The following is an 18,722-nucleotide window of genomic DNA, read 5'->3' as shown; positions in this document are numbered from 1 at the left end:
TCCTTTCCTGCCTCCTATGCTCCTGTACATGAGTCAATCACAGGAAGCAACCTCGCCGCCGCTGCACTCCGTATCCGTTGCGGGAGTGGTGGTGCGCGAAGATGGACGCCTCCTGGCGATCCGCCGAGCGGACAACGGAACGTGGGAGCTCCCCGGCGGTGTGCTCGAATTGGACGAGACCCCAGAGGCTGGCGTAGCCCGCGAAGTCTGGGAGGAGACAGGCATCCACGTCGAGGTGGATGAACTCACCGGCGTCTACAAGAACACGACCCGAGGCGTGGTTGCCCTGGTCTTCCGCTGCAAGCCCTCCGGTGGCGTCGAGCGCACGTCCAGCGAGTCGACAGCCGTCTCCTGGCTCACGCCCGACGAGGTCAGTGAGCGCATGTCCGAGGTCTACGCGATCAGGCTCTTGGACGCCCTAGACGGCGCTGGCCCCCACGTGCGAAGCCACGACGGCAAGCAACTCATCCCAGCGGGATAGAACTTTCCCTACTTCATCAAGGCCCGCGCACGGCGCGGGCGCGCGCCGCCTCTGCGGCGCGGCCTGCCTCCTGTCTTCGCCCCGGCTGGCCGCGCCCGGCGGCGCGCTCGGCGGCTGCGGGCATGAAGTGGGGAGAAACCCTCTGTGGCTGGGGCGGTCGGCTCCACGGCTTTAGGCAGCCAATTTGGCGCGAGCCTCGAAGATCATGGCCCAAGATCGAGCACTAACGGGCAGGCTCACAAACCTGCCCGATCCGCTGGCTAGCGTAATGGGCCATGATCACTCGCGCCAAATCAGCTCCAGCCCAAAGCCGCTCCACCGACCTTCACTTCGTCGTACCGTCACGGACTGGGTAAGCGCTTATTAAGGTTCTCCCCCGCGGCGACCGACGGACACCCGTGAGGGGCACGCTCCCGTCGGAGACCACTGCTGCAGATGCAGAAGTCAGCAGGTTTCATTAGGCTTGATACCAGTGGGGGCCGATCGATATTCGTTGATACGACGCCGATCGGAGGATGCCGTGTCGACTGATCAGAACTCCAGCAAGCCTGAGCGGCTGGAAGGGAATGAAGAACCGCCGCCTGGAGCCCCGCAGGAAATACTCGATTCTGACTCGGCTCGACAACTTCTGGTGGGATCATCGCCCGAGCTTGATAGAGAGTTGCACTACTCGTGGCACCGGCTTGGGAGGAGGGCGGAAAGGGAGTGGCTGAGATCCAGTGAAGGGAAAGCCGCCCATAATAAGAGCTCCCGGCTGCGCAATTTCAGCCTAGCTGTATTCATAATATGCACCAGCGTCAGCGTCGCCCTGATGCTTCTCGGTATCAGGTGGCGCATAAGTCTGATTGCATTCGCCGTAGGCGCACTCGTATACGTAGGCGGCCTGGCTATAGCAAATGGATCCTACCGGTCAGCGAGGAGGGCCTTCACACCCTCCGATCCCGATCAGAGCCGTGTGGCGAGCGACCAGAAGAGCGGCCGATGGCTGAGGGACCTCGACCTTCAAAATCTGATCGTGCTGAACAGGGAGCAAATGAAGCGCTACGACGATATAGCGACACAGCAGGCCAAAATGGCGGGCAGGAGTAGTCACATTGCGATGGGGTTCGGCTTTGCGACACTGATAGCAGGTGCGATTCTAGCACTACGTGTGCCGAGTGATACCGCCAAGGTTGTCGTAGCTTCCTTGGCGGCCGTTGGGACCGCCGTATCCACCTTCATCAGCAAAACATTCTTCGAGGCTCAGAAGCGAGCCATGAGTCAAATGAATTACTATTTTGAGCAGCCTCTTGTGATGAGCTACCTACTCGCTGCTGAGCGAGTATCCAACGGACTAGAGGAAGATCCTGATAGGCATAAAGCCCTCATTGAATCCGTGGTTAGGAGAATGCTTGATGCGGCTCGCTACGCGTACGAGAGGGAGGAAGGTGGCAACAAACCTATCGCGCCAAAGCGGCACGGTACCGTACCTATCGTGAAGAGTGGCGAAGAAGGGGAAGAAAGCAGGGCCCCTGAACGCACCGAACGGTGAGTCCTCAGCCGGGAGGAGGGCCTGCAGTTCATGCGTATTGGAGGTCGAACTACTAAGCGGCGCCCACGTGCGAGCGTCCCGCGACTTCGATACGTCGGGCCTAGCGTGGTAAGACGACGCTGGCGGGTCGGAGGGCAACGAGCATGCCATCTCTCAGCGACCAACCCCAAAGGATCATAAAAGCGGTTCACGAAGCGGTTGGCGGCCAGATGAACGTCCGCACTGACGCCACAGACGTAGCCACCCGGGTCGGTTTGTCTGACCAAGACCTACAGAAAGACTTGAGCTACTTGGAGGCAAAGGGCCTGCTCGTCGTCGACTGGGTGTTCGGCGGGCCATTGGGAAGAAAGCCATCGCTCATCCGCCTGACGGCGGAGGGGGTGGTGTACGCCATCGAAGCGAGCTAACTCCCGTCAAGCACATAACGTCTACTAGCCCAAGACAGAGTCCCCGCGTGAGTTATTACGGGACGAAGAGCCACACCGAAGGCCCCGGGTCCGGGCTGTACGCGTCGACGGCAGTGACGGCAGCCCTGACGGCAACGACGGCGGACGACGGTGGCCGTCAGCGGGCGAGCACAGCCGCGGTAGCAACCAAGGAGGATGCGCCGCAGGACGGTGCCCGCATCTTCTAAGCGCTTGGCCGCAGGTTCGAGTCCTGCCGGGGGCGCAAGTCTCCGCCCTCCCTTTGGGGAGGGCTTTTTGCTGGTCAGAGCAGGTATAGCAAAGGGCCCCGGCCAGCGAGCCGGACGATCACGCCATCGGCCGGTCCCGCGGCGGACTGACCACGAAGATCCACCTCGCGGCCGACGGCCGGTGCCGACCACTCGCGTTCGTCCTCACCGCCGGGCAGGCCGGCGACGCTCCCGCCTTCACCGATGCCATGGCCCGCCTACGCGTTCCCCGTCGGCGAGGACGGCCCCGCACCAGGCCGGAGGTGGTCCTGGCCGACAAGGCGTACTCCTCCCGCGCGATCCGCGACCACCCGCGCAGACGCGGTATCCGCGCGGTGATCCCTGGACGGGCCGACCAGCAGGCCAACCGGCGGCAGCGCGGACAGGCGGGCGGCAGACCACCGGCCTTCGACCACGAGGCATACAAGCAACGCAACACCGTCGAACGGTGCATCAACCGCCTGAAGCAGTGGCGCGGCATCGCCACCCGCCACGAGAAGACCGCGACCATCTACCTCGCCGGACTTCACATCGCGGGCATCTTCCTCTGGTCCGCCCGCTGATCCAAACGAAACCGCCTTGTACTACAGAGCCCCTCGACGCCCGCGAGCGCCTGCTGGGTTCCACATCGGACATGTATCACAAATGCATGCTTTTCGGCCTGTCTGTCACTGCTGCTGATGCTGCCAGCGTGCGGCACTCCACCAACACGGATGACGGCGTGATCAGGGACCTAGACGTGGATCATTGCCGTCGGAAGCCGCAGCCCGGAGCAGGCAGAACTCAGCCGGAGGCGCACCGGGGACTGCATGGCCTAGGTGCCACGATCGATCGTTTCATCGACGACGGTCGCAGTTACCTTCAGTCAGTTCATGACCTGACGGCAGATCCAGAGATGGGTCGGCTCACAGAATCCAACCTCGGCTGACCCCGCCCACCGCCATGCTTCGTAGAGCCTGCACCTGGGTGTCGTACACCCTCTCACTCCTCCGGGGTGAGCACTTCCGCGCGAACGGTCCGGCCGACGGATGACTGCGTCCGCGAGTAGGCCACCCTTCTCTCACGGGAAGAGCAGGTCTACTGTTTACTCGCCAAATTGAGATGACGTCGCAAATGCCTAGAACAGGGCATTCACGCTTTCCTGAATAGTCGTCACGTCTGCCGCAACCGCAGCGGTGGCGGCGACGCCGGGGGCTATGAAGCCGAGCCAGCGTTGAAGGATGTTACGGCGCGGCTTGTCGCGGGCCAGTTCCACCTGCACCTGTTCGGCGGCCTCGACCAGTTCCGCTCCGTCCTCGTAGTGCTCCGCGTTGCGGCGGATCTCGTCTAGCAACAGGCCGACCGCAGTGCGCAGTTCTGTGACGGCCTCGGCGTGCTCGGTCGATGTCTGAGTGCCGGTCACCGTGGCATGCCCCAAGGCGACCATGCTCTTCTCGATCCGCACATCCCGGCCGGCCTGGATGCCGGTTACGTGTCCCGCCTCCCTGTGCGACCCATGATCCGACATCACCTCACCTCTGTTTCACCGGTTGCGGGTTGTTGCCCTGGCGGCCAAGGCCTCCGGTACGCACACTGGAGCCCTTGATAGAGATGTCGCGCCCGGCAAACAGACCGGAGTTGTAAATGGAAGTCTGTCGCTGGATCAGGTCGGTGGAGTCGATGTTGTGGTCCTCCAGGAACTGCACGAGTGCGTCCAGAACACGGTGCTCGATTGTCTTGGAGTACAACTCCCGGTCCAGCGCCTGGAAGTAACGGTCGAAGTACCGGTCGGTCGCCTCCTCCCGGAGACTGAACCCCGCGCCGTAGTCGAATGACCGCATGCGAATCTGACGCTCCTGTCGGCGTTGTGTGCGGTGCCTGGCGAGAGGGGCAAAGAGGTCACCGAGAATCGCGAAGGGCGCACGGACCAGCAGGAATGGGGTGCGTACCCCGGCTACGGCAACCAGCTGGCACCACTGCCGCAATGTGGGTGAATCCAGCAGCCTGTCCACAGTCCGGTACTTCTCCCGCACAGGCGCGAGCAGACAGTTGCTGCCCTCGATGAACGCGGTGTCGCGGCCGGACAGCAGCGCGCATCTGAGGAACAGGGTGCTGACCACTTCACCGCTCCAGCCGGTGACCCGGATCGCCAGATAGGGGCGGGCGCGACCCTTACCGTCCTCACGGAGCTCGCGCAGGAGGGCGTCCGAAACCTGCGCCCCAGGCGGTCCGGCCAGGTTTCGCAGCACCTCGCCGCGGGTGCGGTCGTCGACTCCGATGAGCAGGTCGGCCCCGTTGACCAGGAGCACATCGGAGATCTCCATGCCGGGCAGCTTGAGACCCCCTACCCGGGCGGAGATATAGGCGTTGAGTTCGTGGATGGTGAAGGGGATGACCTGCTTGCCTGTCTCGGGACGTCCGGTGTTCAGGGCGAACGACCAGGTTCTGTAGGTCTCGCCGTGCCCGACGAAGGGCTCGAAGCGCGAGGAGACCATGACGTTGCCGCGATCACGGAGTTCGATGGCCTCAAGGCGAGCAGCCTCTTGGGCCCCTGGTGGGTGGGGGGCGTACTTCGGGTCGAAGTTCTCCCGCTTCAACTTCCGGGAGACGACGCCGTAGTGCACCGACAGCAGCTCGGCGGCCACGACCACCCAGGCCGTGAACAAGCCCAGGAGGAGAGATGCTCCGAAGGCGAACGGCAGAGTGATCACCATGGCGATCAGCAGCAGGAGGAGTACGACATCCCGCCGCTGCTGGCGGGCGTGGGCGGCCAGGGCATGTCGCAACACGCAGCCGAGGTCCACGCCGGGCGAGGCGGCGGCGGCACGCCGCGGCTCGTGCACGATCCGTGCCACCGCCTTGCGAGCGAGCCCGATATCGGTGTGCATCGCGGCGCACAGGTACCGGGTTACGTCGTAGGAGAAGTGCGGAGGTGCTTTCGCAGCGGACGGCGGCTGCGAGAGGGGAGGAGGAGAAACCGGCGTACGCGCCGTAGCGGACACGGGCCGGGCGGGCCGCGTGGGCGGCGGAGGAACGGGTGGGCGGCCGTCAGGTGTGCCGCCGTGTGGATCGACGGACGGGTTCATCACTTCTGCCTAGGGGAGTCGTTCGATTGCGCCTCATGCACACACTGTGTGTGCTCAACAGATCACCCGGGCATCTCCCATTCTACGCCCCTTTGCCCACTTTCATCACTTTGATTCCTCTGAGACTGAGGGTCACAGGAGACCGTCGGCGGCTGCGCCGGGCCCCTCGCGTGCCGCGCTGGCAACAGGTCCGCACTTGTCCCAAGCCGGGCAGGAACACGCTGCGTTCGCCCGCCCAAGACGTGGGGAGGGCCGTATGGCGCAGCTCTACGATCCTCACATGAGTGACCGAAGCCCCGCAGGAGAGCAACTGCGCACCCCGCGACTGTCGTTGCAGCGTCCGACCGAAGCCGACATCGACGCGATCCTGGCCATCCATCGTGACCCCGAGACGTGTCTGCACAATCCCTCCGACGCTCTCACCCGGCTCGACGAGGCCGAGGAACTCTATGGCCGCTGGGATGACCAGTGGCAGCGGTGCGGCTACGGGTACTGGGTCGTCCGACGCCACGCCCCCGCGCTGCAACTGGGCTTTTGCGGGATCAAGCCCATGGAGCTGCACGGCATGAAGGTCCTCAATCTTTTCTACCGATTCGCCACCTCGGCCTGGGGTCAGGGCTTCGCCGGCGAGGCCGCGACGGCAGTCGCCTCCTGGGCGCGCCACCACGTTCCCGACATCCCTCTGATCGCCCGCGTCCGGCCGAACAACATCGCCTCTCAACGCGTGGCCGTGCGTGCCGGACTGACCCGGGCGGAACACCTCGACGGAGCGGGATGCGACGGTTTCGACTGGATCTACGCGGCAGGGCTGCCGCACTGAGTGGCACCGAACGCCGTATCTCTGGCCGCCCAATGGTCTGCGGTCAGCCACTGGGTCGGGTGCGAGCGGCCCCTCCGGCGCTTACCTCGAAGGTAATCGCGGGCTGCGAAGCGGGCGGCTACGTTCACGTCGTCGTATTGGAGCGAACGAAGGATGCGGACGTGCCTGCATACGGCTTTGCCCACCTGCGTGGTCGCCGTCACCACCCCGATGTCATCGAGTACTTGGAACGCATCCAGGACACCCTCGACCCTTTTCACGGCAGGTTCCTGATCCACGGCCCGCCGAACGAGGTGGTGGAGGGGAGCTGGCCGGGGAGCATGGTGCTGATCGAGTTCCCGGGCCTGGCCGAGGCCCGTGCCTGGTACGCGTCCCCCGCGTACCAGAGCATTCTGCGGCTTCGGACCGACCACATCGGCGGGGACGTCGTGCTGGTCGACGGCGTCGGCGCTGGGTACGACCCGCGTGACCGTGCGATGAAACTCAAGGCGCAGACGACCGGGGAACGTGTCAGTCCACGGACTCCATGAAGTCCAGCATCCTGCGGTTGATTTCCTGCGCGTGGTCGATCTGCGGTCCGTGCCCGGTACCGGTGATGATCTCGGCACGGGCACCCGGTATCAGGCGCGGAACGCGCTCCACCTGCCGTTCGGGGTGCAGCAGGAGGCTGCGCTTGCCGAGCACCAGGTAGAGCGGCGTACGGATGGTGGACAGTTCCGCTTCGGACAGGGGAAGCGGTGCCGGGCGGCGGATGCGGTACGCGCGGATGGCGGTCCTGATCATCGTGCGCAACTCGGGCATGACCAGGACCGGTTGTTCCAGCCAGGCGGCCAGGCGCGGGCGCAGTGTTCTGGGTGCGAAGGTCGCGAAGAGGCCGGCGAAGATCCAGACGAAGAAGCGCAGCCCGACCTTCTCCAGGCCGCCGGGGTCGAGCAGGGTGACCGAGGCGAGGCGTTCGGGCCGGCGGTGCGCCTGGTTCAGGGCGAGCCAGCCTCCGTAGGAGGTGCCGACGAGGTGGACGCGTTCGAGCCCGAGCCCGTCGAGCGTCTCGTCCAGCCACTGCGCGGCCCGTTCGGGCTGATGGATCGGCTCGCGCTGCACGCTGCGCCCGGGATCACCCGGGGTGTCGACGGCGTAGACGGGGCGGTCGGCGCTGAGGGCGGGGGTGTTCGGGTACCACATGGCGGAGCAGGAGCCCGCTCCGTGCACCAGGACGACCGGGGTGCGGGACTGGGCCGCGGGGTCGGTGGGTCCGTAGCGGTACACGTGGGTGGTTCCGAACGCGGACTCCACGTCCTGCTCCGCCAGGGCGGGTGCGCCCAGCGCGTAGACGGCGTCGCAGGCGGCGAAGTAGCGGTCGCGCCAGGTGTCGCTCACATAGCGGCCGACGTCGGCCTGGGTGCGGGCAGTGGTCTGGGACACGGCCACCTCCGGAGAGTCTCGATTTTCGTGGTACGAACGTATCACAACGTTGATACGGCTGTACCATCAAAGGCCGGCGAGGCCCAGCGGACGACGAGCGGAGAACCAGCCGATGCCCAAGCGGGTGGACCATACGGAGCGGCGCACCGCGATCGCGGAGGCACTCGTCCGGGTGGCCGGACGACGCGGGCTGCATGCTGTGGGGATGCGCGATGTGGCAGCGGAGGCGGGCGTGTCACTGCGGCTGGTGCAGTACTACTTCGAGACCAAGGAGAAGTTGCTTCTCTTCGGACTGGAACACCTGACCCGGAAGTTCGGGGAGCGGCTCTCCGCCCGCATCCGAGCCGCCGGGGACGAGCCGGGACCGCGCGCGATGGTCGAGGCGCTGCTGATGACAGCGTTGCCGACCGACGAGGAGAGCCGCGTCTTCCACCACCTCTACACCTCGTACGCCGTGCTGGCCGTGACCGACCGGACGCTCGCGGCCCAGCCGTTCATCAAGGACCCCGACTCGGCCGAAGGCGCCCTGACCGACATCCTCCGACAGGCGCAGACCGCGGACCTGCTGCGGCCCGGCGTGAACCCGCAGTCGACGGCGGTCGGCCTGCTCGCGATGTCCGCGGGGCTCGGCACCAGCATCCTCGTCGGTCAGCGCAGCCCCGAGTCCGCCGCCACGGTCCTGGAGGACCATCTCGACCGCGTCTTCCGCTCGGCCGATGCGTCAGCTTGACGCGTCAGCCATCGCGGACGTGCAGCCGGAACGCCCCGTGGCCGGCGAGCGAACTTCCGTGCGGCCATGAACGGGCCGCCCGCGAACGCAGGTGAACACCCCGCGGAGGTTCCACCTGTACCGCTACCGGTCCGAGAGCAGGGATACGAAGCTCCCTAACCGGTCGGCACCGGTGCCACCGGACGGACCGCGGTGAAGTCCTGGAACTCGTCGCGGGTGGCGGAGAGCAACAGCAGCCACTCGTCGCAGCCCTGCCACGGATAGAGATCGCCGGCCCCTCCGCGCACCACCCGCGGCCCGTCCCCGGTGCGGGGGCGTGCGTCCACCGGCGCGTCCATGAAATGCGGAATCCACACATCAGCGCAGATTTCATTGGCCGACCCCATCGCCGCCAGCCCGAAGGCATTCTCAGCCGCGGCAGTGCGCTCCTCGTCGGCGAAGTCGTCGAGCACCTGGTCGTCACCCGGTTTCCCGTCCCCGCGGGAGGTCAGAGTGGTCGTGCCCGCCCGGGCCGCGTATTCCCACTCCGCCTCGCCGGGCAGCCGGAACGGCCACGTCACGAGCAGGTCATCCAAGTCGTCTTCGACGCGGGCCGTGCTCGAAGCGGAGTCGGCGAAGCTGTCCTCGTACTCAGGCAGCCAGTGCCGCACTTGCGCCACCGTAAGGGGATGCCGAGCGATCAGGAACGGCTCGACCCGCACTTCTCGCACCGGCCGGGCCCGGACAGCATCAGCGAAGAACGCTTCGAGGTCGCCCTCGGCATCGCCGGCCCGCTCGATGGCACGAACGGCCTCCAGTTCCTCGTCGGACAAGCCCATCCGGAACGTCCCACCGGGAACGGCCCGGAAGACCACTCCCGAGGGGGTGTGCCGCCAGGCCGGCCGGCCGGCCACGGTCTCTTGAGCCCACATGGCCGGACGCTAGCAGCCAGGCACTCCGGATGAAGAAGAGGGTCTCGACCTGTCGCACGGCCATGAGGAGCGGCTGCCGCGGCTGAGGGGCGCCTGGTGAGCGTGCGCCTGCGCTGCCTTCCCAAGGCGTACCGACAGCCTGACGCTGAGGGACTGCGTCAGGGGAACGGGGCCTTCCCCGCGGCCCACCCGCACGCGATCATGGCCTTCCGCCCCACTTCCGCCCGCAGACCCCCCCCACCCGCGAGCTCGACCGACCCCCACCCGCGAAAGGTGCCCCCGTGCCGCTGCGATGCGCCGTACTGGACGACTTCCAGCAGGTGGCGACCGAGGTCGCCGACTGGTCGGTGGTCACCGACGACGTGGACGTCGTGTCGTTCGACCGGCACATCGACGGCGAGGACGAGCTCGTCGCCGCCCTGGCCGGCTTCGACATCGTCGTGACGCTGCGCGAGCGCGTGCCGTTCCCCGGGTCACTGATCGCCCGGCTGCCCCGGCTGAAACTGATCGTCGCCTCCGGCATGCGCAACACCGTGATCGACTACGCCGCCGCAGAGGCGCACGGCGTCACGGTGTGCGGCACGGCCAGTTCGTCCACCCCGCCCGTCGAACTGACCTGGGCGCTGCTGCTGGGTCTCGCGCGCGGCATCGTCGAGGAGAGCGGCGCCCTGCGCTCCGGCGGCCCCTGGCAGAGCACCGTCGGCGCCGATCTGCACGGCCGGCGCCTCGGGCTGCTCGGGCTGGGGAAGATCGGCAGCCGGGTCGCCCAGGTCGGGCTGGCCTTCGGCATGCGGGTGAGCGCCTGGAGTCAGAACCTCACCCGGGAGCGCACCGACGAGGTCGGGGTCGAATGCGCGGCCTCCATGGAGGAGCTGCTGGCGGGCAGCGACTTCGTGTCGGTCCACCTCGTCCTCGGTGAGCGCACCCGTGGTCTGCTCGGCCCCGCCGAACTCGCCCTGCTCAAGCCGACCGCCTACCTGGTCAACACCTCGCGCGCGGCGATCGTCGACCAGGCGGCGCTTCTCGACGCCCTGCACGCGGGCCGGATCGCCGGCGCCGGTGTGGACGTCTTCGACGTCGAGCCGCTGCCCGCCGGCCACCCGATGCGCTCGGCCCCGCGTCTGCTCGCCACCCCGCACCTCGGTTACGTCTCCCGGGCGAACTTCGCGACGTACTACGGGCACGCCGTGGAGGACATCCGCGCGTTTCTCGACGGCGCGCCCGTGCGGCGACTCCCCTGACCGGGCGGTGGGGGCTGTCCAAGACGGGTGATCCAGCCATGATCGCCGTGACCCCCCGTCAATGGGCGCGTTGAACGGGAAGCACGGTGGCGCCACCTGCCGCCGTGGTTTCCGAGTCAGAAGGAGAACGTGATGTCTCGCATCGCGAAGGCGGCCGGTGTCGCGCTCGGCACGGGTGCCGTGGTGCTCAGCGGGGCCGGCCTGGCCATGGCCGACGCGGGTGCCCAGGCCGCGGCCGTCGGGTCCCCGGGCGTCCTCTCGGGCAACGTCGTCCAGGTTCCGATCCACATCCCGATCAACCTGTGCGGCAACACCGTGAACGTGATCGGCCTGCTGAACCCGGCGTTCGGCAACGAGTGCGAAAACAAGGACGACACCAAGGGTCACCCGGGTGGCTACGGGTACGGCAACTGATCCGTTCGCCCCTGAGCACGCCCGAAGGGCCCCGGCACGCAGTGTGCCGGGGCCCTTCGCGGTGCCGCGCCGAGGCTCCACACGGGCCGGCTCACACGGGCCGGCTCACGCGTACCGGTAGAACCGCTCGTGGTCCTCCAGCTGATCCGGCGTCACGTCCCAGGGCGGCAGCTTCTCGTGCCGCGCCACGACCCGCCGGTACTGCGCGCTGGACGGCCCGGGCGGCTTGGCCGGGAGGTAGCGGTGCTCGCGGTGCCGCCGCTGCCAGCGGGACCACACCAGGTCGACGAAGGCGTGGTGCAGCCAGAAGACCGGGTCGTTGACGGAGGCTCCGCCGACCATGGCGCCGCCGACCCAGCGGTGCACCCGGTTGTGGTTCTGCCAGGAGGCACTGCCCCGCCCGCTCCCCCACCCCTCCAGTTTGTTGCGGAAGCCCTTGGCCGTCGTCGAGTCCCAGGGGGAGGCGTCGTAGAGCGGGTCGCTCAGGGCCCGTTCCAGTTCCGCCTTGGTGGGCAGCTGGATCGGGTCGCGGGGGCGGCCCAGGTCCCGGGTGAGGAACTCCTCGTCGGTCACGCCCTCCTTGATGGTCCAGTTGCCCTCCGCGTAGGCGAACGGCCCGGTCGTCACCTGGCGGTCGGAGCGCCGCCCGGTGCCACCGAGGAGGTCGGCGGTCCAGGGCGTGGACGTGGCCGTGCGATCACGCGTCCAGTCCCAGTACGGCACCGAGACCGACGCGTCGACCCGTTGCAGCGCCCTCTCAAGGTCCAGCAGGAAGCGCCGGTGCCAGGGCAGGAAGGAGGGCGCCATGTGGGCCGTGCGCAGGCCGTCGTCGCCGTCGGAGGTGTAGTACTCGATGTGCGTGCGGACGAACTCGTCGTACTCGCCGCGCCGTTTGACCTCCAGCAAGGCCTTCACGAAGCGGCGCTTCTCGGTGCGGGTGAGGGTGCTGACGTCCTTACGCGTGTACGCCATGGTCTCCCCCGTCCTGCTGCCCGTGGCCGGGCAGGTCGCGCAGGTGGCGCCCCGGGCCCAGTTCGTCGACGGCCGCGCGGGTCGCCGCCAGGGGCGTGGGGTAGGAGCGGTAGTGGTCGACCATGCTCAGCCAGCTGCCGTCCGCGCGGCGCATCAGGTGCAGCGGCCGCCCGTCGACGGTGACGTGCCAGTCCGCGTCGCCGGTCTCCCGCTCCCGCCCGGGGAGGGGGACACCGCGGATGCGGCGGCCCCGGTAGATCTCCTCGAACATGCCGTCGTCGGCCCGCAGGTCCGTGTTCTTGCCGTCGGGCGCCGTCGGCCATGAGGCCAGGACGACGGGGGTGAGTGCGGCGCCGGTCGCCGCGGCCATCAGACCGCGCAGCAGACCCCGCCGGGTGCCTCTCGCTTCCCCGTCCTCCGCCGCTCCCACCGGTACTCCGCCGACTCCTACGACCATGTCGTGCTCCTCGTTGCGCTCGGGTTGTCACAGCGGTAACAGCCCGAAGGCCCCCGCGGTCACCACCGCGGGGGCCACACGAGAACACCCGTTGGGGTCCGAAGTCCTACAGGCCGGGGCCGACGCCCAGGTCCGCCGTGGGGACGGTCTGCACCAGCGGGGCCAGTACACCCACCTGCGGGAGCTTCGCCTGGGGCAGGCCGAAGCCGTCGGCGGTGGGCGAGGTGAGCGGGGCGTCGACGGAGGCGCCCGGGGCCAGCGTCCGCAGGTCGGAGGCGGGGGCGTCGACGCCGACGTGGTCGAAGCCGGCGCCGAGGAGGTGCGGCAGGGGCGCCCGCAGGTCCGCGCCGGGCAGCCCGCTGTGTACGGGCAGCTGCGGGACGGCCCGGTCCGGGAGGAGCCGGCCCTCGACGTAGCGGGGGCCTTCGGGCGAGCCCGGCACGGGCACGGGGAGCTGCCCGGTGACCTCGGGCAGCTCCATGTTGAGTGCCTTCTCGGCGCCGCCCAGCGGCAGGGGGACGGGGACCGCGCCGACCGCGGCGGCGGGGGTCGCGGTGGCGGCGCCGGCCGCGGCCGCCAAACACGTCATCACTGCGGCGATGGTTCCTCGGGTGGTCGACTTCATCTGGGGTGCGGTCCCTTTCACGTGTCGGGGCTCGGCGTGCGTACCGAGTAACGAGCCGGGGAACCGCACGAGCGCACAATTCCCCCGACTGCCGCAGTAATACGACGGACCGGCCCCGTCCGCGTCGGGTGCCGTCAGCGCGTCCAGAAGTCCCACCAGCGCGTGAGGACGAGCATGCCGACGATGCCGAGGTGCAGCACCGGCGGCACCCAGGTGAACTCGTCGAGGAACCGGCGCACCGCCCCGGGCGCGGGCAGGAAACCCCGGCGCACGGTGTACGACGTCACGTACCAGAACAGGGGGATCGTGGCGGCCCACGCCAGACAGCACCACAGGCACAGCGCGTTGATCCGGTACAGCGACTCGAACTGGAGCCAGGTCACGAACCCCACGCCGAAGAGGCATCCGGCGTCGAAGGACAGCCAGTACCAGCGGGGGAAGCGGGCACCGGCCAGCAGGCTCAGGCCGACGCAGACGACGACGCCGTAGGCGACCAGTCCCAGCATCGGGTTGGGGAACCCGAAGACCTCGGCCTGGTCGCTCTTCAGGACGCCGCCGCAGGACACCACCGGGTTCAGGCTGCACCCGGGGGTGAAGTCCGGGTCCTCGAGGAGCTTGAACTTGTCGAGGGTGATGACCCAGGACGCCAGCAGCCCGGCCGCTCCCGCGACGACGAGCAGCAGGGCGAACGCCCGGCCGGCGCCCGCCGTGCGCGCGGCGCCGGGCGCGGGCGGGGTCACTTCGGCAGCGGGAGACCGCCGAGAAGGCCGCCATTGGAGTTCAGCCGGGTGGTCGCCTGCTTGACGGTGCTGAGCACGGAGTCCTTGTTCTCGGTGTCGAGGGCGTTGGACTGGTGCTTGAGCGGCATCGGGTCGATGGGCTCCCTGGTGAGCGCGTTGACGGCGCCGTTGAGGCTGGTGGGGGTCACGTTGGCGGGGTCGTAGGCGGCGTGCGCGGGCGCGGCGGCGCCCGCGACGACGAGGGAACCGGCGACGACGGCGGCGGCCTTCAGGGACTTCATCGTGAATCCTTTCTTCGGCGACTGACGTCACCGGCGGTGAATTCGGACGCCGTGCCTAACGATGCCTGTCCGGAGCGGAAACCCCGTGGCCGGAACCTCATATGAGTCGACCTCATATATCTCGACATGCATCTCGGCATGCATCTCGGCATGCACCTCGACATGCATCTCGTATTCATAGGGGCCGCTGAACGAGAAGTCGTGCCGGTCCTGGGGCCGGCACGACGGTGCGATGGGCGGGGGCCCCTCAGGGGGCCTTCGGCAGGGAGGGCAGGCCGGCCAGGTCGGGGGCCGGCAGCTCACTGCCGACGAGCGTCGCGGCGACGGCGTTGACGAGCCCGGCCACGACGCTGTGGACGGCCGGGGCGACCTGGGCACTCTCGCCGGAGGTGACGGCCTTGACCAGCCCGTCGGTGGCCTTCTCCAGGGCGGCCAGGGCCTCGGCCGTGAGGCCCTCGGACAGCTCGGCGCCGTCCTCGACGGGGGCGGGCAGCGTGCTGGCCTGCGGCAGGGGGGTGTCGGAGGACGTGGCGCCCGGCGTGGCCGTGGCGTCCGGGGCCGCGGTGGTCGCGTGGTCGATGGCGTCCTGCACCGAGGTGCTGAGCTTGGCCGCCTGGGAGTGCGGCAGCTGGCCGTCGTCCGCCTTGAGCACGGCGGTCAGCAGGTCGGCGACCGGGACGAGCACGCCGCCGAGGCCGCCCAGGCTCTCCACCTGGCCGAGCAGCTCGTCCGCGTCGGGGACGGGGGCGCGGGACGCGGCGCGGGTGTGCTCCTGGGCCGATGCGCTGTCGGCGGCCACGGCCGCGGGCCCGGTCACCCCGAGCAGCAGCGTGGCGCAGAGCGCGGGGGTGGCGATTCGCCGTGCGGGCAGACGCATGGGGGGTTCCTTTCGGTGGTGCGTCGGATCTTGTGCCCACCGTGCGAGGGGTCGCCACGCTCCGCAACCGAGCGAAACGCACCAGGTCAGCGCCATGTCCCCAGGTCCGCGGCGTCCCTGCTGGTGAGGCGGCGTGCGCGCGGCCCGTCCGGCCGAGCGCCCGCCCGCCCCCGTTCGGGGCAACGCGAACCGGCCGCTCTCCCGCGTGGTCCCACGGGAGAACGGCCGGTCAGGGTTTCGAGGCGACGTCAGTCGTTCTCGCACTCGTTGCCGAACGCCGGGTTCAGCAGGCCGATGATGTCGACCGTGTTGCCGCAGACGTTGACCGGGATGTGCAGCGGAACCTGGACGACATTGCCGGACAGCACACCCGGGGAGTGGGCGGCGGCGGCCTGCGCGCCGGCGTCGGCGGCGGCGATGCCGGTGCTGCCCGCGACAGCGGCAGCGGCAGCGGAGGTCAGGACCAGGCCCTTCGCGATACGCGACATGGAGAGGTGCTCCTTGGGGTTGACACAAACATCCGGGCGGATGCCCGGCGCTGTGTCAACGCGTGGCGTGAGCGCGAGTTGTGCCGCCAAAGGGGTGATCCGACCGCAGAGGCGGTCTTCACCATTCCGACACTCACGCCCGGTTTCGCAGGAAAAGTGCGGATAGCAACTAGAGTCGCACACCTCTCAACGCACCCCTACGGCAAGCAAATCGCACTCAGGGACGAGGGAGGACACCACGGTCCGCGAACCCCTCCGGTGCGGTGGTGACCAGGTGGCCGTCCGGCTCGTTTCCCAGCGGGACGCGGCATGCGCCGGCGTGCTCTGCGGCGCTGTCGGCACCCGGCAGTTCAGGCGCGTTCCCGCCGTCCCGAGCGCCATCCGTGAGCGAGGAAAACCGCGCATGCACCTGTCACCGACCGACCCTCCGCCACGGGTCCTGCACGTCACCCAACCCGTGGACGGCGGAGTCGCCCGCGTCGTGACGGACCTGGCCGGGGCCCAGCTGGCCGCGGGCCTGCGCGTCACGGTCGCCTGCCCCGACAGCCCCCTCGCGGCCCGGCTCGCGGACCTCGGCGCGGACGTACGGCACTGGGCGGCGACGCGTGCGCCGGGGCCGTCCCTGGTGGACGAGACACGGCGGCTCGCCCGCCTCGTCGCGGACGTACGGCCCGATCTGGTGCACGCGCACAGCGCGAAGGCCGGGCTGGCCGGGCGGCTCGCCGTACGGGGACGGACCCCGACGGTGTTCCAGCCGCACGCCTGGTCGTTCGAGGCCGTCGGCGGCCCCACCGCGGCCCTCGCGCGCGGCTGGGAGCGCCAGGGTGCCCGGTGGGCGGCGCGGGTGGTGTGCGTGAGCGAGGCGGAACGCCGGCTCGGGGCGCGGGCCGGGGTCCGCGGACGGTGGAGCGTCGTCCCCAACGGCATCGACGTCGAGCGCTTCCGTCCGGCCGACGCGGACGCCGTACGGGCGCGGCTGCTGCCGGACGCCGGGCCGCGCGGGCCGCTCGTGGTGTGCGTCGGGCGGCTGTGCCGGCAGAAGGGGCAGGACGTCCTGCTGACGGCGTGGGAGCAGGTGCTGCGGCGGGTCCCCGGGGCCCGTCTGGTGCTGGTCGGTGACGGCCCGGACCACGGCCGGCTGCGGGCCCTGGCGCCGGGCTCCGTGCTGTTCGCGGGGGACGTCGCCGACGTCGTGCCCTGGTACCAGGCGGCGGATCTGGTCGTCCTGCCGTCGCGGTGGGAGGGCATGGCCCTGGCCCCGCTGGAGGCCATGGCGTGCGGGCGGCCGGTGGTGGTGACGGACGTCGGCGGGGCCCGCGAGAGCCTGCCGCCCGCCCTCGCGCCGCACTGCCTGGTCCCCGCCCTGGCCCCGGTGGCGCTGGCCGAGGCCGTCGCCGGGCTGCTGCTGGACCCGCCGCTGCGTGCCGAACTCGGCGACCAGGGGCGCCGGCACGTCCTGTCCACGCACGACGTGCGCCGCACGGCCCGGACGATCGCGGACCTGTACCGCGAACTCCTGGCCGCGCACGCCGTGTCCACCGAGCGCAGGGAGTCTGTCGCCTCGTGACCGCGGAAAGCACCGTCCCCACGTCTACCGGTCAGCCACGGGAGTCCGGATTCCCGCCCGTGTCGGTCATGCCGCCGCGCGGCGCCGCGGCGGGCTTCCGCTTCCCCGACCGGCGGCCACCGGCCCGGACCGTGTCGCCGCTGCCGCTGCTCGCCGCCGACGGCACCGCCGCCGTGCTGGGCGGCCTCGCGCTCTCCGGCACCCAGCGCCACCCACTGCTGCTGGCGGTCCTCGTGGCCGCCTCGCTGCTGCTGCGCCCGCACCGGCCCGCGCGGGTGCCGGCGGTGCTGGACGAACTGCCCGCGGTGAGCGGCCGGATCGCGGTGGCCTGGCTGGCGCTCGCGGCGTTCGTGGCGGCGTACACCCCGCAACACGTGCTGTCCGCTTCGACCCTGCTCTCCGGTTTCCTGCTGCAGAGCGCGGCGAGCTGCGCGGGGCGCGGCGCGGTGCACACGTGCCGGCGCGCCGAGCTGCTGCACCGGCCGCGGGCCGCGCTGGTGGTCGGGCCCGCCGGGACCGCGCAGCGGGTGGCCGCGGCCGTGCTGCGCCACCCCCGGGACGGGGTGCGGCCGGTGGGCGTCGTCACCGACGAGCCGGACGGCACCGGGGGTCTGCCCGTGCTGACCACCGGCGAGGAGGTCCAGCGGGCACTCATCCAGAACGGGGTGCGCGAGGTGCTGGCCGTGCACCCCTCGGTGCGGGCCGGGCAGGGGCCGCTGCTGCGGGCGCTGGCCGAGTCGGGCTGCACGGTGTGGGAGGTCGACCCGGACGTGCCCGCCTACCGGACGGGGGACCGGCTCGCCGGGTTCCCCTGCCGTCGCCTGGACCTCGGGACGGGGCGGCGCGACAGGGCGGGCAAGCGGGCCCTGGACGTCGTGGTGTCGGGCGCGCTGCTCCTGCTGGTCAGCCCGTTGCTGCTGCTGTGCGCTGTGGTGCTGCGGCTGAGCGACGGGCCGGGGGTCGTCTTCCGGCAGGAGCGGATCGGCCGGGGCGGCCGGCCCTTCACGCTGCTGAAGTTCCGCACACACCGGCCGGTCGACGCGCACGAGTCGGCGACCCGCTGGAGCGTGGCGAACGAACACCAGATGCCGTGGTTCTGCCGCTTCCTGCGCCGCACGTCCCTGGACGAGCTGCTCCAGTTGTGGAACGTGCTGCGCGGCGACATGAGCCTGGTCGGGCCGCGGCCGGAACGCCCGTACTTCGTGGCGAAGTTCGGCCAGACCCATCCGGGCTACGCCGCCCGCCACCGGGTGCGCACCGGCATCACCGGCCTGTCCCAGGTGCACGGGCTGCGCGGGGACACCTCGATCGAGGACCGGGCCCGGTTCGACAACGCGTACATCGACGACTGGTCGCTGTGGCAGGACGTCTGCATCCTGCTGCGGACGGCGGCCGCGCTCGTGCGTCCGACGGGGAGCTGAGCGCGG

General features: G+C 69.6%; 21 protein-coding genes and 1 pseudogene. 11 read left to right on the top strand and 11 right to left on the bottom strand.

The annotated features are described in order from the left end of the window. Nucleotides 1–16 precede the first annotated feature (16 nt). The 4 genes and pseudogenes from AC0665_RS06375 to AC0665_RS06360 form a co-directional block, all read left to right on the top strand. Nucleotides 17–481 carry an NUDIX hydrolase gene (locus tag AC0665_RS06375; protein WP_391251561.1) on the top strand — a complete coding sequence of 155 codons (465 nt, stop codon included), beginning with the start codon at nt 17–19 and terminating at the stop codon, nt 479–481. Between the two features lie 520 nt (nt 482–1,001). Next, complete coding sequence (locus tag AC0665_RS06370) at nt 1,002–2,012, top strand: TRADD-N-associated membrane domain-containing protein (RefSeq protein WP_478704531.1); 1,011 nt, start codon at nt 1,002–1,004, stop codon at nt 2,010–2,012. Nucleotides 2,013–2,155: 143 nt separating this feature from the next. Continuing rightward, nucleotides 2,156–2,419 (top strand): hypothetical protein, encoded by a 264-nt coding sequence (locus AC0665_RS06365; protein ID WP_478704530.1) that lies wholly within the window; start codon nt 2,156–2,158, stop codon nt 2,417–2,419. Nucleotides 2,420–2,753: 334 nt separating this feature from the next. Continuing rightward, nucleotides 2,754–3,248: pseudogene (locus AC0665_RS06360) on the top strand (IS5 family transposase); the annotation flags it as partial. Between the two features lie 554 nt (nt 3,249–3,802). On the opposite strand, the gene AC0665_RS06355 reads toward AC0665_RS06360, so the two are convergent. Together AC0665_RS06355 and AC0665_RS06350 are read right to left on the bottom strand one after the other, a co-directional pair. Next, nucleotides 3,803–4,192 (bottom strand): hypothetical protein, encoded by a 390-nt coding sequence (locus AC0665_RS06355; RefSeq protein ID WP_478602186.1) that lies wholly within the window; start codon nt 4,190–4,192, stop codon nt 3,803–3,805. Nucleotides 4,193–4,196: 4 nt separating this feature from the next. Beyond that, the gene (locus AC0665_RS06350) at nt 4,197–5,552 is read right to left on the bottom strand and encodes a hypothetical protein (RefSeq protein WP_478602184.1); all 1,356 of its coding nucleotides are present in this window, start codon (nt 5,550–5,552) and stop codon (nt 4,197–4,199) included. Nucleotides 5,553–6,006: 454 nt separating this feature from the next. Here AC0665_RS06350 and AC0665_RS06345 point away from each other — a divergent pair, with 454 nt between their 5' ends. Both AC0665_RS06345 and AC0665_RS06340 read left to right on the top strand, forming a co-directional pair. After that, nucleotides 6,007–6,570: a GNAT family N-acetyltransferase gene (locus tag AC0665_RS06345; RefSeq protein WP_478704529.1), complete on the top strand. Its 564-nt coding sequence runs from the start codon at nt 6,007–6,009 to the stop codon at nt 6,568–6,570. A 161-nt stretch (nt 6,571–6,731) separates the two neighbouring features. Continuing rightward, on the top strand, nt 6,732–7,100 hold the full coding sequence (locus AC0665_RS06340; RefSeq protein WP_468633562.1) for a DUF1330 domain-containing protein: 369 nt from the start codon (nt 6,732–6,734) through the stop codon (nt 7,098–7,100). Here the strand turns inward: AC0665_RS06340 and AC0665_RS06335 are convergent. Further along, nucleotides 7,081–7,992: an alpha/beta fold hydrolase gene (locus tag AC0665_RS06335; RefSeq protein WP_478704528.1), complete on the bottom strand. Its 912-nt coding sequence runs from the start codon at nt 7,990–7,992 to the stop codon at nt 7,081–7,083. The two genes, AC0665_RS06340 and AC0665_RS06335, sit on opposite strands and share 20 nt — an antisense overlap. 112 nt (nt 7,993–8,104) lie before the next feature. Here AC0665_RS06335 and AC0665_RS06330 point away from each other — a divergent pair, with 112 nt between their 5' ends. Beyond that, a complete protein-coding gene (locus AC0665_RS06330) occupies nt 8,105–8,722 on the top strand; it encodes a TetR/AcrR family transcriptional regulator (protein WP_478704527.1) in 618 nt (205 codons plus the stop codon). A 155-nt stretch (nt 8,723–8,877) separates the two neighbouring features. Here the strand turns inward: AC0665_RS06330 and AC0665_RS06325 are convergent, their stop codons facing one another. Then, nucleotides 8,878–9,633, bottom strand: coding sequence for a formylglycine-generating enzyme family protein (locus AC0665_RS06325; RefSeq protein ID WP_478602174.1), 756 nt, complete (start codon nt 9,631–9,633; stop codon nt 8,878–8,880). A 281-nt stretch (nt 9,634–9,914) separates the two neighbouring features. On the opposite strand from AC0665_RS06325, the gene AC0665_RS06320 reads away from it, so the two are divergent. Both AC0665_RS06320 and AC0665_RS06315 read left to right on the top strand, forming a co-directional pair. Beyond that, a complete protein-coding gene (locus AC0665_RS06320; RefSeq protein WP_478602172.1) occupies nt 9,915–10,874 on the top strand; it encodes a D-2-hydroxyacid dehydrogenase family protein in 960 nt (319 codons plus the stop codon). A gap of 132 nt (nt 10,875–11,006) precedes the next feature. Beyond that, the gene (locus AC0665_RS06315) at nt 11,007–11,288 is read left to right on the top strand and encodes a chaplin (RefSeq protein WP_468409230.1); all 282 of its coding nucleotides are present in this window, start codon (nt 11,007–11,009) and stop codon (nt 11,286–11,288) included. Nucleotides 11,289–11,393: 105 nt separating this feature from the next. On the opposite strand, the gene AC0665_RS06310 is transcribed toward AC0665_RS06315, so the two are convergent. The 7 genes from AC0665_RS06310 to chpG all read right to left on the bottom strand — a co-directional run bounded on the left by AC0665_RS06310 (nt 11,394) and on the right by chpG (nt 15,728). After that, nucleotides 11,394–12,260, bottom strand: coding sequence for a tyrosinase family protein (locus tag AC0665_RS06310; RefSeq protein WP_478602169.1), 867 nt, complete (start codon nt 12,258–12,260; stop codon nt 11,394–11,396). Beyond that, nucleotides 12,244–12,717: a tyrosinase cofactor gene (locus tag AC0665_RS06305; RefSeq protein WP_478704526.1), complete on the bottom strand. Its 474-nt coding sequence runs from the start codon at nt 12,715–12,717 to the stop codon at nt 12,244–12,246. Before AC0665_RS06305 ends, AC0665_RS06310 begins: the two co-directional genes overlap by 17 nt. A 106-nt stretch (nt 12,718–12,823) precedes the next feature. Further along, nucleotides 12,824–13,342, bottom strand: a complete 519-nt coding sequence (locus AC0665_RS06300) for a hypothetical protein (RefSeq protein WP_478704525.1) — start codon at nt 13,340–13,342, stop codon at nt 12,824–12,826. 134 nt (nt 13,343–13,476) lie between these two features. Further along, the gene (locus AC0665_RS06295; protein ID WP_363118908.1) at nt 13,477–14,082 is read right to left on the bottom strand and encodes a vitamin K epoxide reductase family protein; all 606 of its coding nucleotides are present in this window, start codon (nt 14,080–14,082) and stop codon (nt 13,477–13,479) included. Beyond that, complete coding sequence (locus AC0665_RS06290; RefSeq protein ID WP_107455048.1) at nt 14,079–14,363, bottom strand: hypothetical protein; 285 nt, start codon at nt 14,361–14,363, stop codon at nt 14,079–14,081. The genes AC0665_RS06295 and AC0665_RS06290 overlap by 4 nt, the downstream gene beginning before the upstream one ends. Nucleotides 14,364–14,610: 247 nt before the next feature. After that, nucleotides 14,611–15,240 carry a hypothetical protein gene (locus tag AC0665_RS06285; RefSeq protein ID WP_478507959.1) on the bottom strand — a complete coding sequence of 210 codons (630 nt, stop codon included), beginning with the start codon at nt 15,238–15,240 and terminating at the stop codon, nt 14,611–14,613. 248 nt (nt 15,241–15,488) lie between these two features. Beyond that, nucleotides 15,489–15,728, bottom strand: coding sequence for a chaplin ChpG (chpG, locus tag AC0665_RS06280; protein ID WP_062926927.1), 240 nt, complete (start codon nt 15,726–15,728; stop codon nt 15,489–15,491). Between the two features lie 403 nt (nt 15,729–16,131). On the opposite strand from chpG, the gene AC0665_RS06275 reads away from it, so the two are divergent. Together AC0665_RS06275 and AC0665_RS06270 are read left to right on the top strand one after the other, a co-directional pair. Continuing rightward, nucleotides 16,132–17,295 (top strand): glycosyltransferase, encoded by a 1,164-nt coding sequence (locus AC0665_RS06275; protein ID WP_478704524.1) that lies wholly within the window; start codon nt 16,132–16,134, stop codon nt 17,293–17,295. After that, nucleotides 17,292–18,716, top strand: a complete 1,425-nt coding sequence (locus tag AC0665_RS06270) for a sugar transferase (RefSeq protein WP_478602161.1) — start codon at nt 17,292–17,294, stop codon at nt 18,714–18,716. Before AC0665_RS06275 ends, AC0665_RS06270 begins: the two co-directional genes overlap by 4 nt. The last annotated feature ends 6 nt before the right edge of the window (nt 18,717–18,722 follow it).

The organism is Streptomyces sp. NPDC043685 (assembly GCF_056436585.1).
This window is presented reverse-complemented; position numbering and strand designations above follow the sequence as displayed.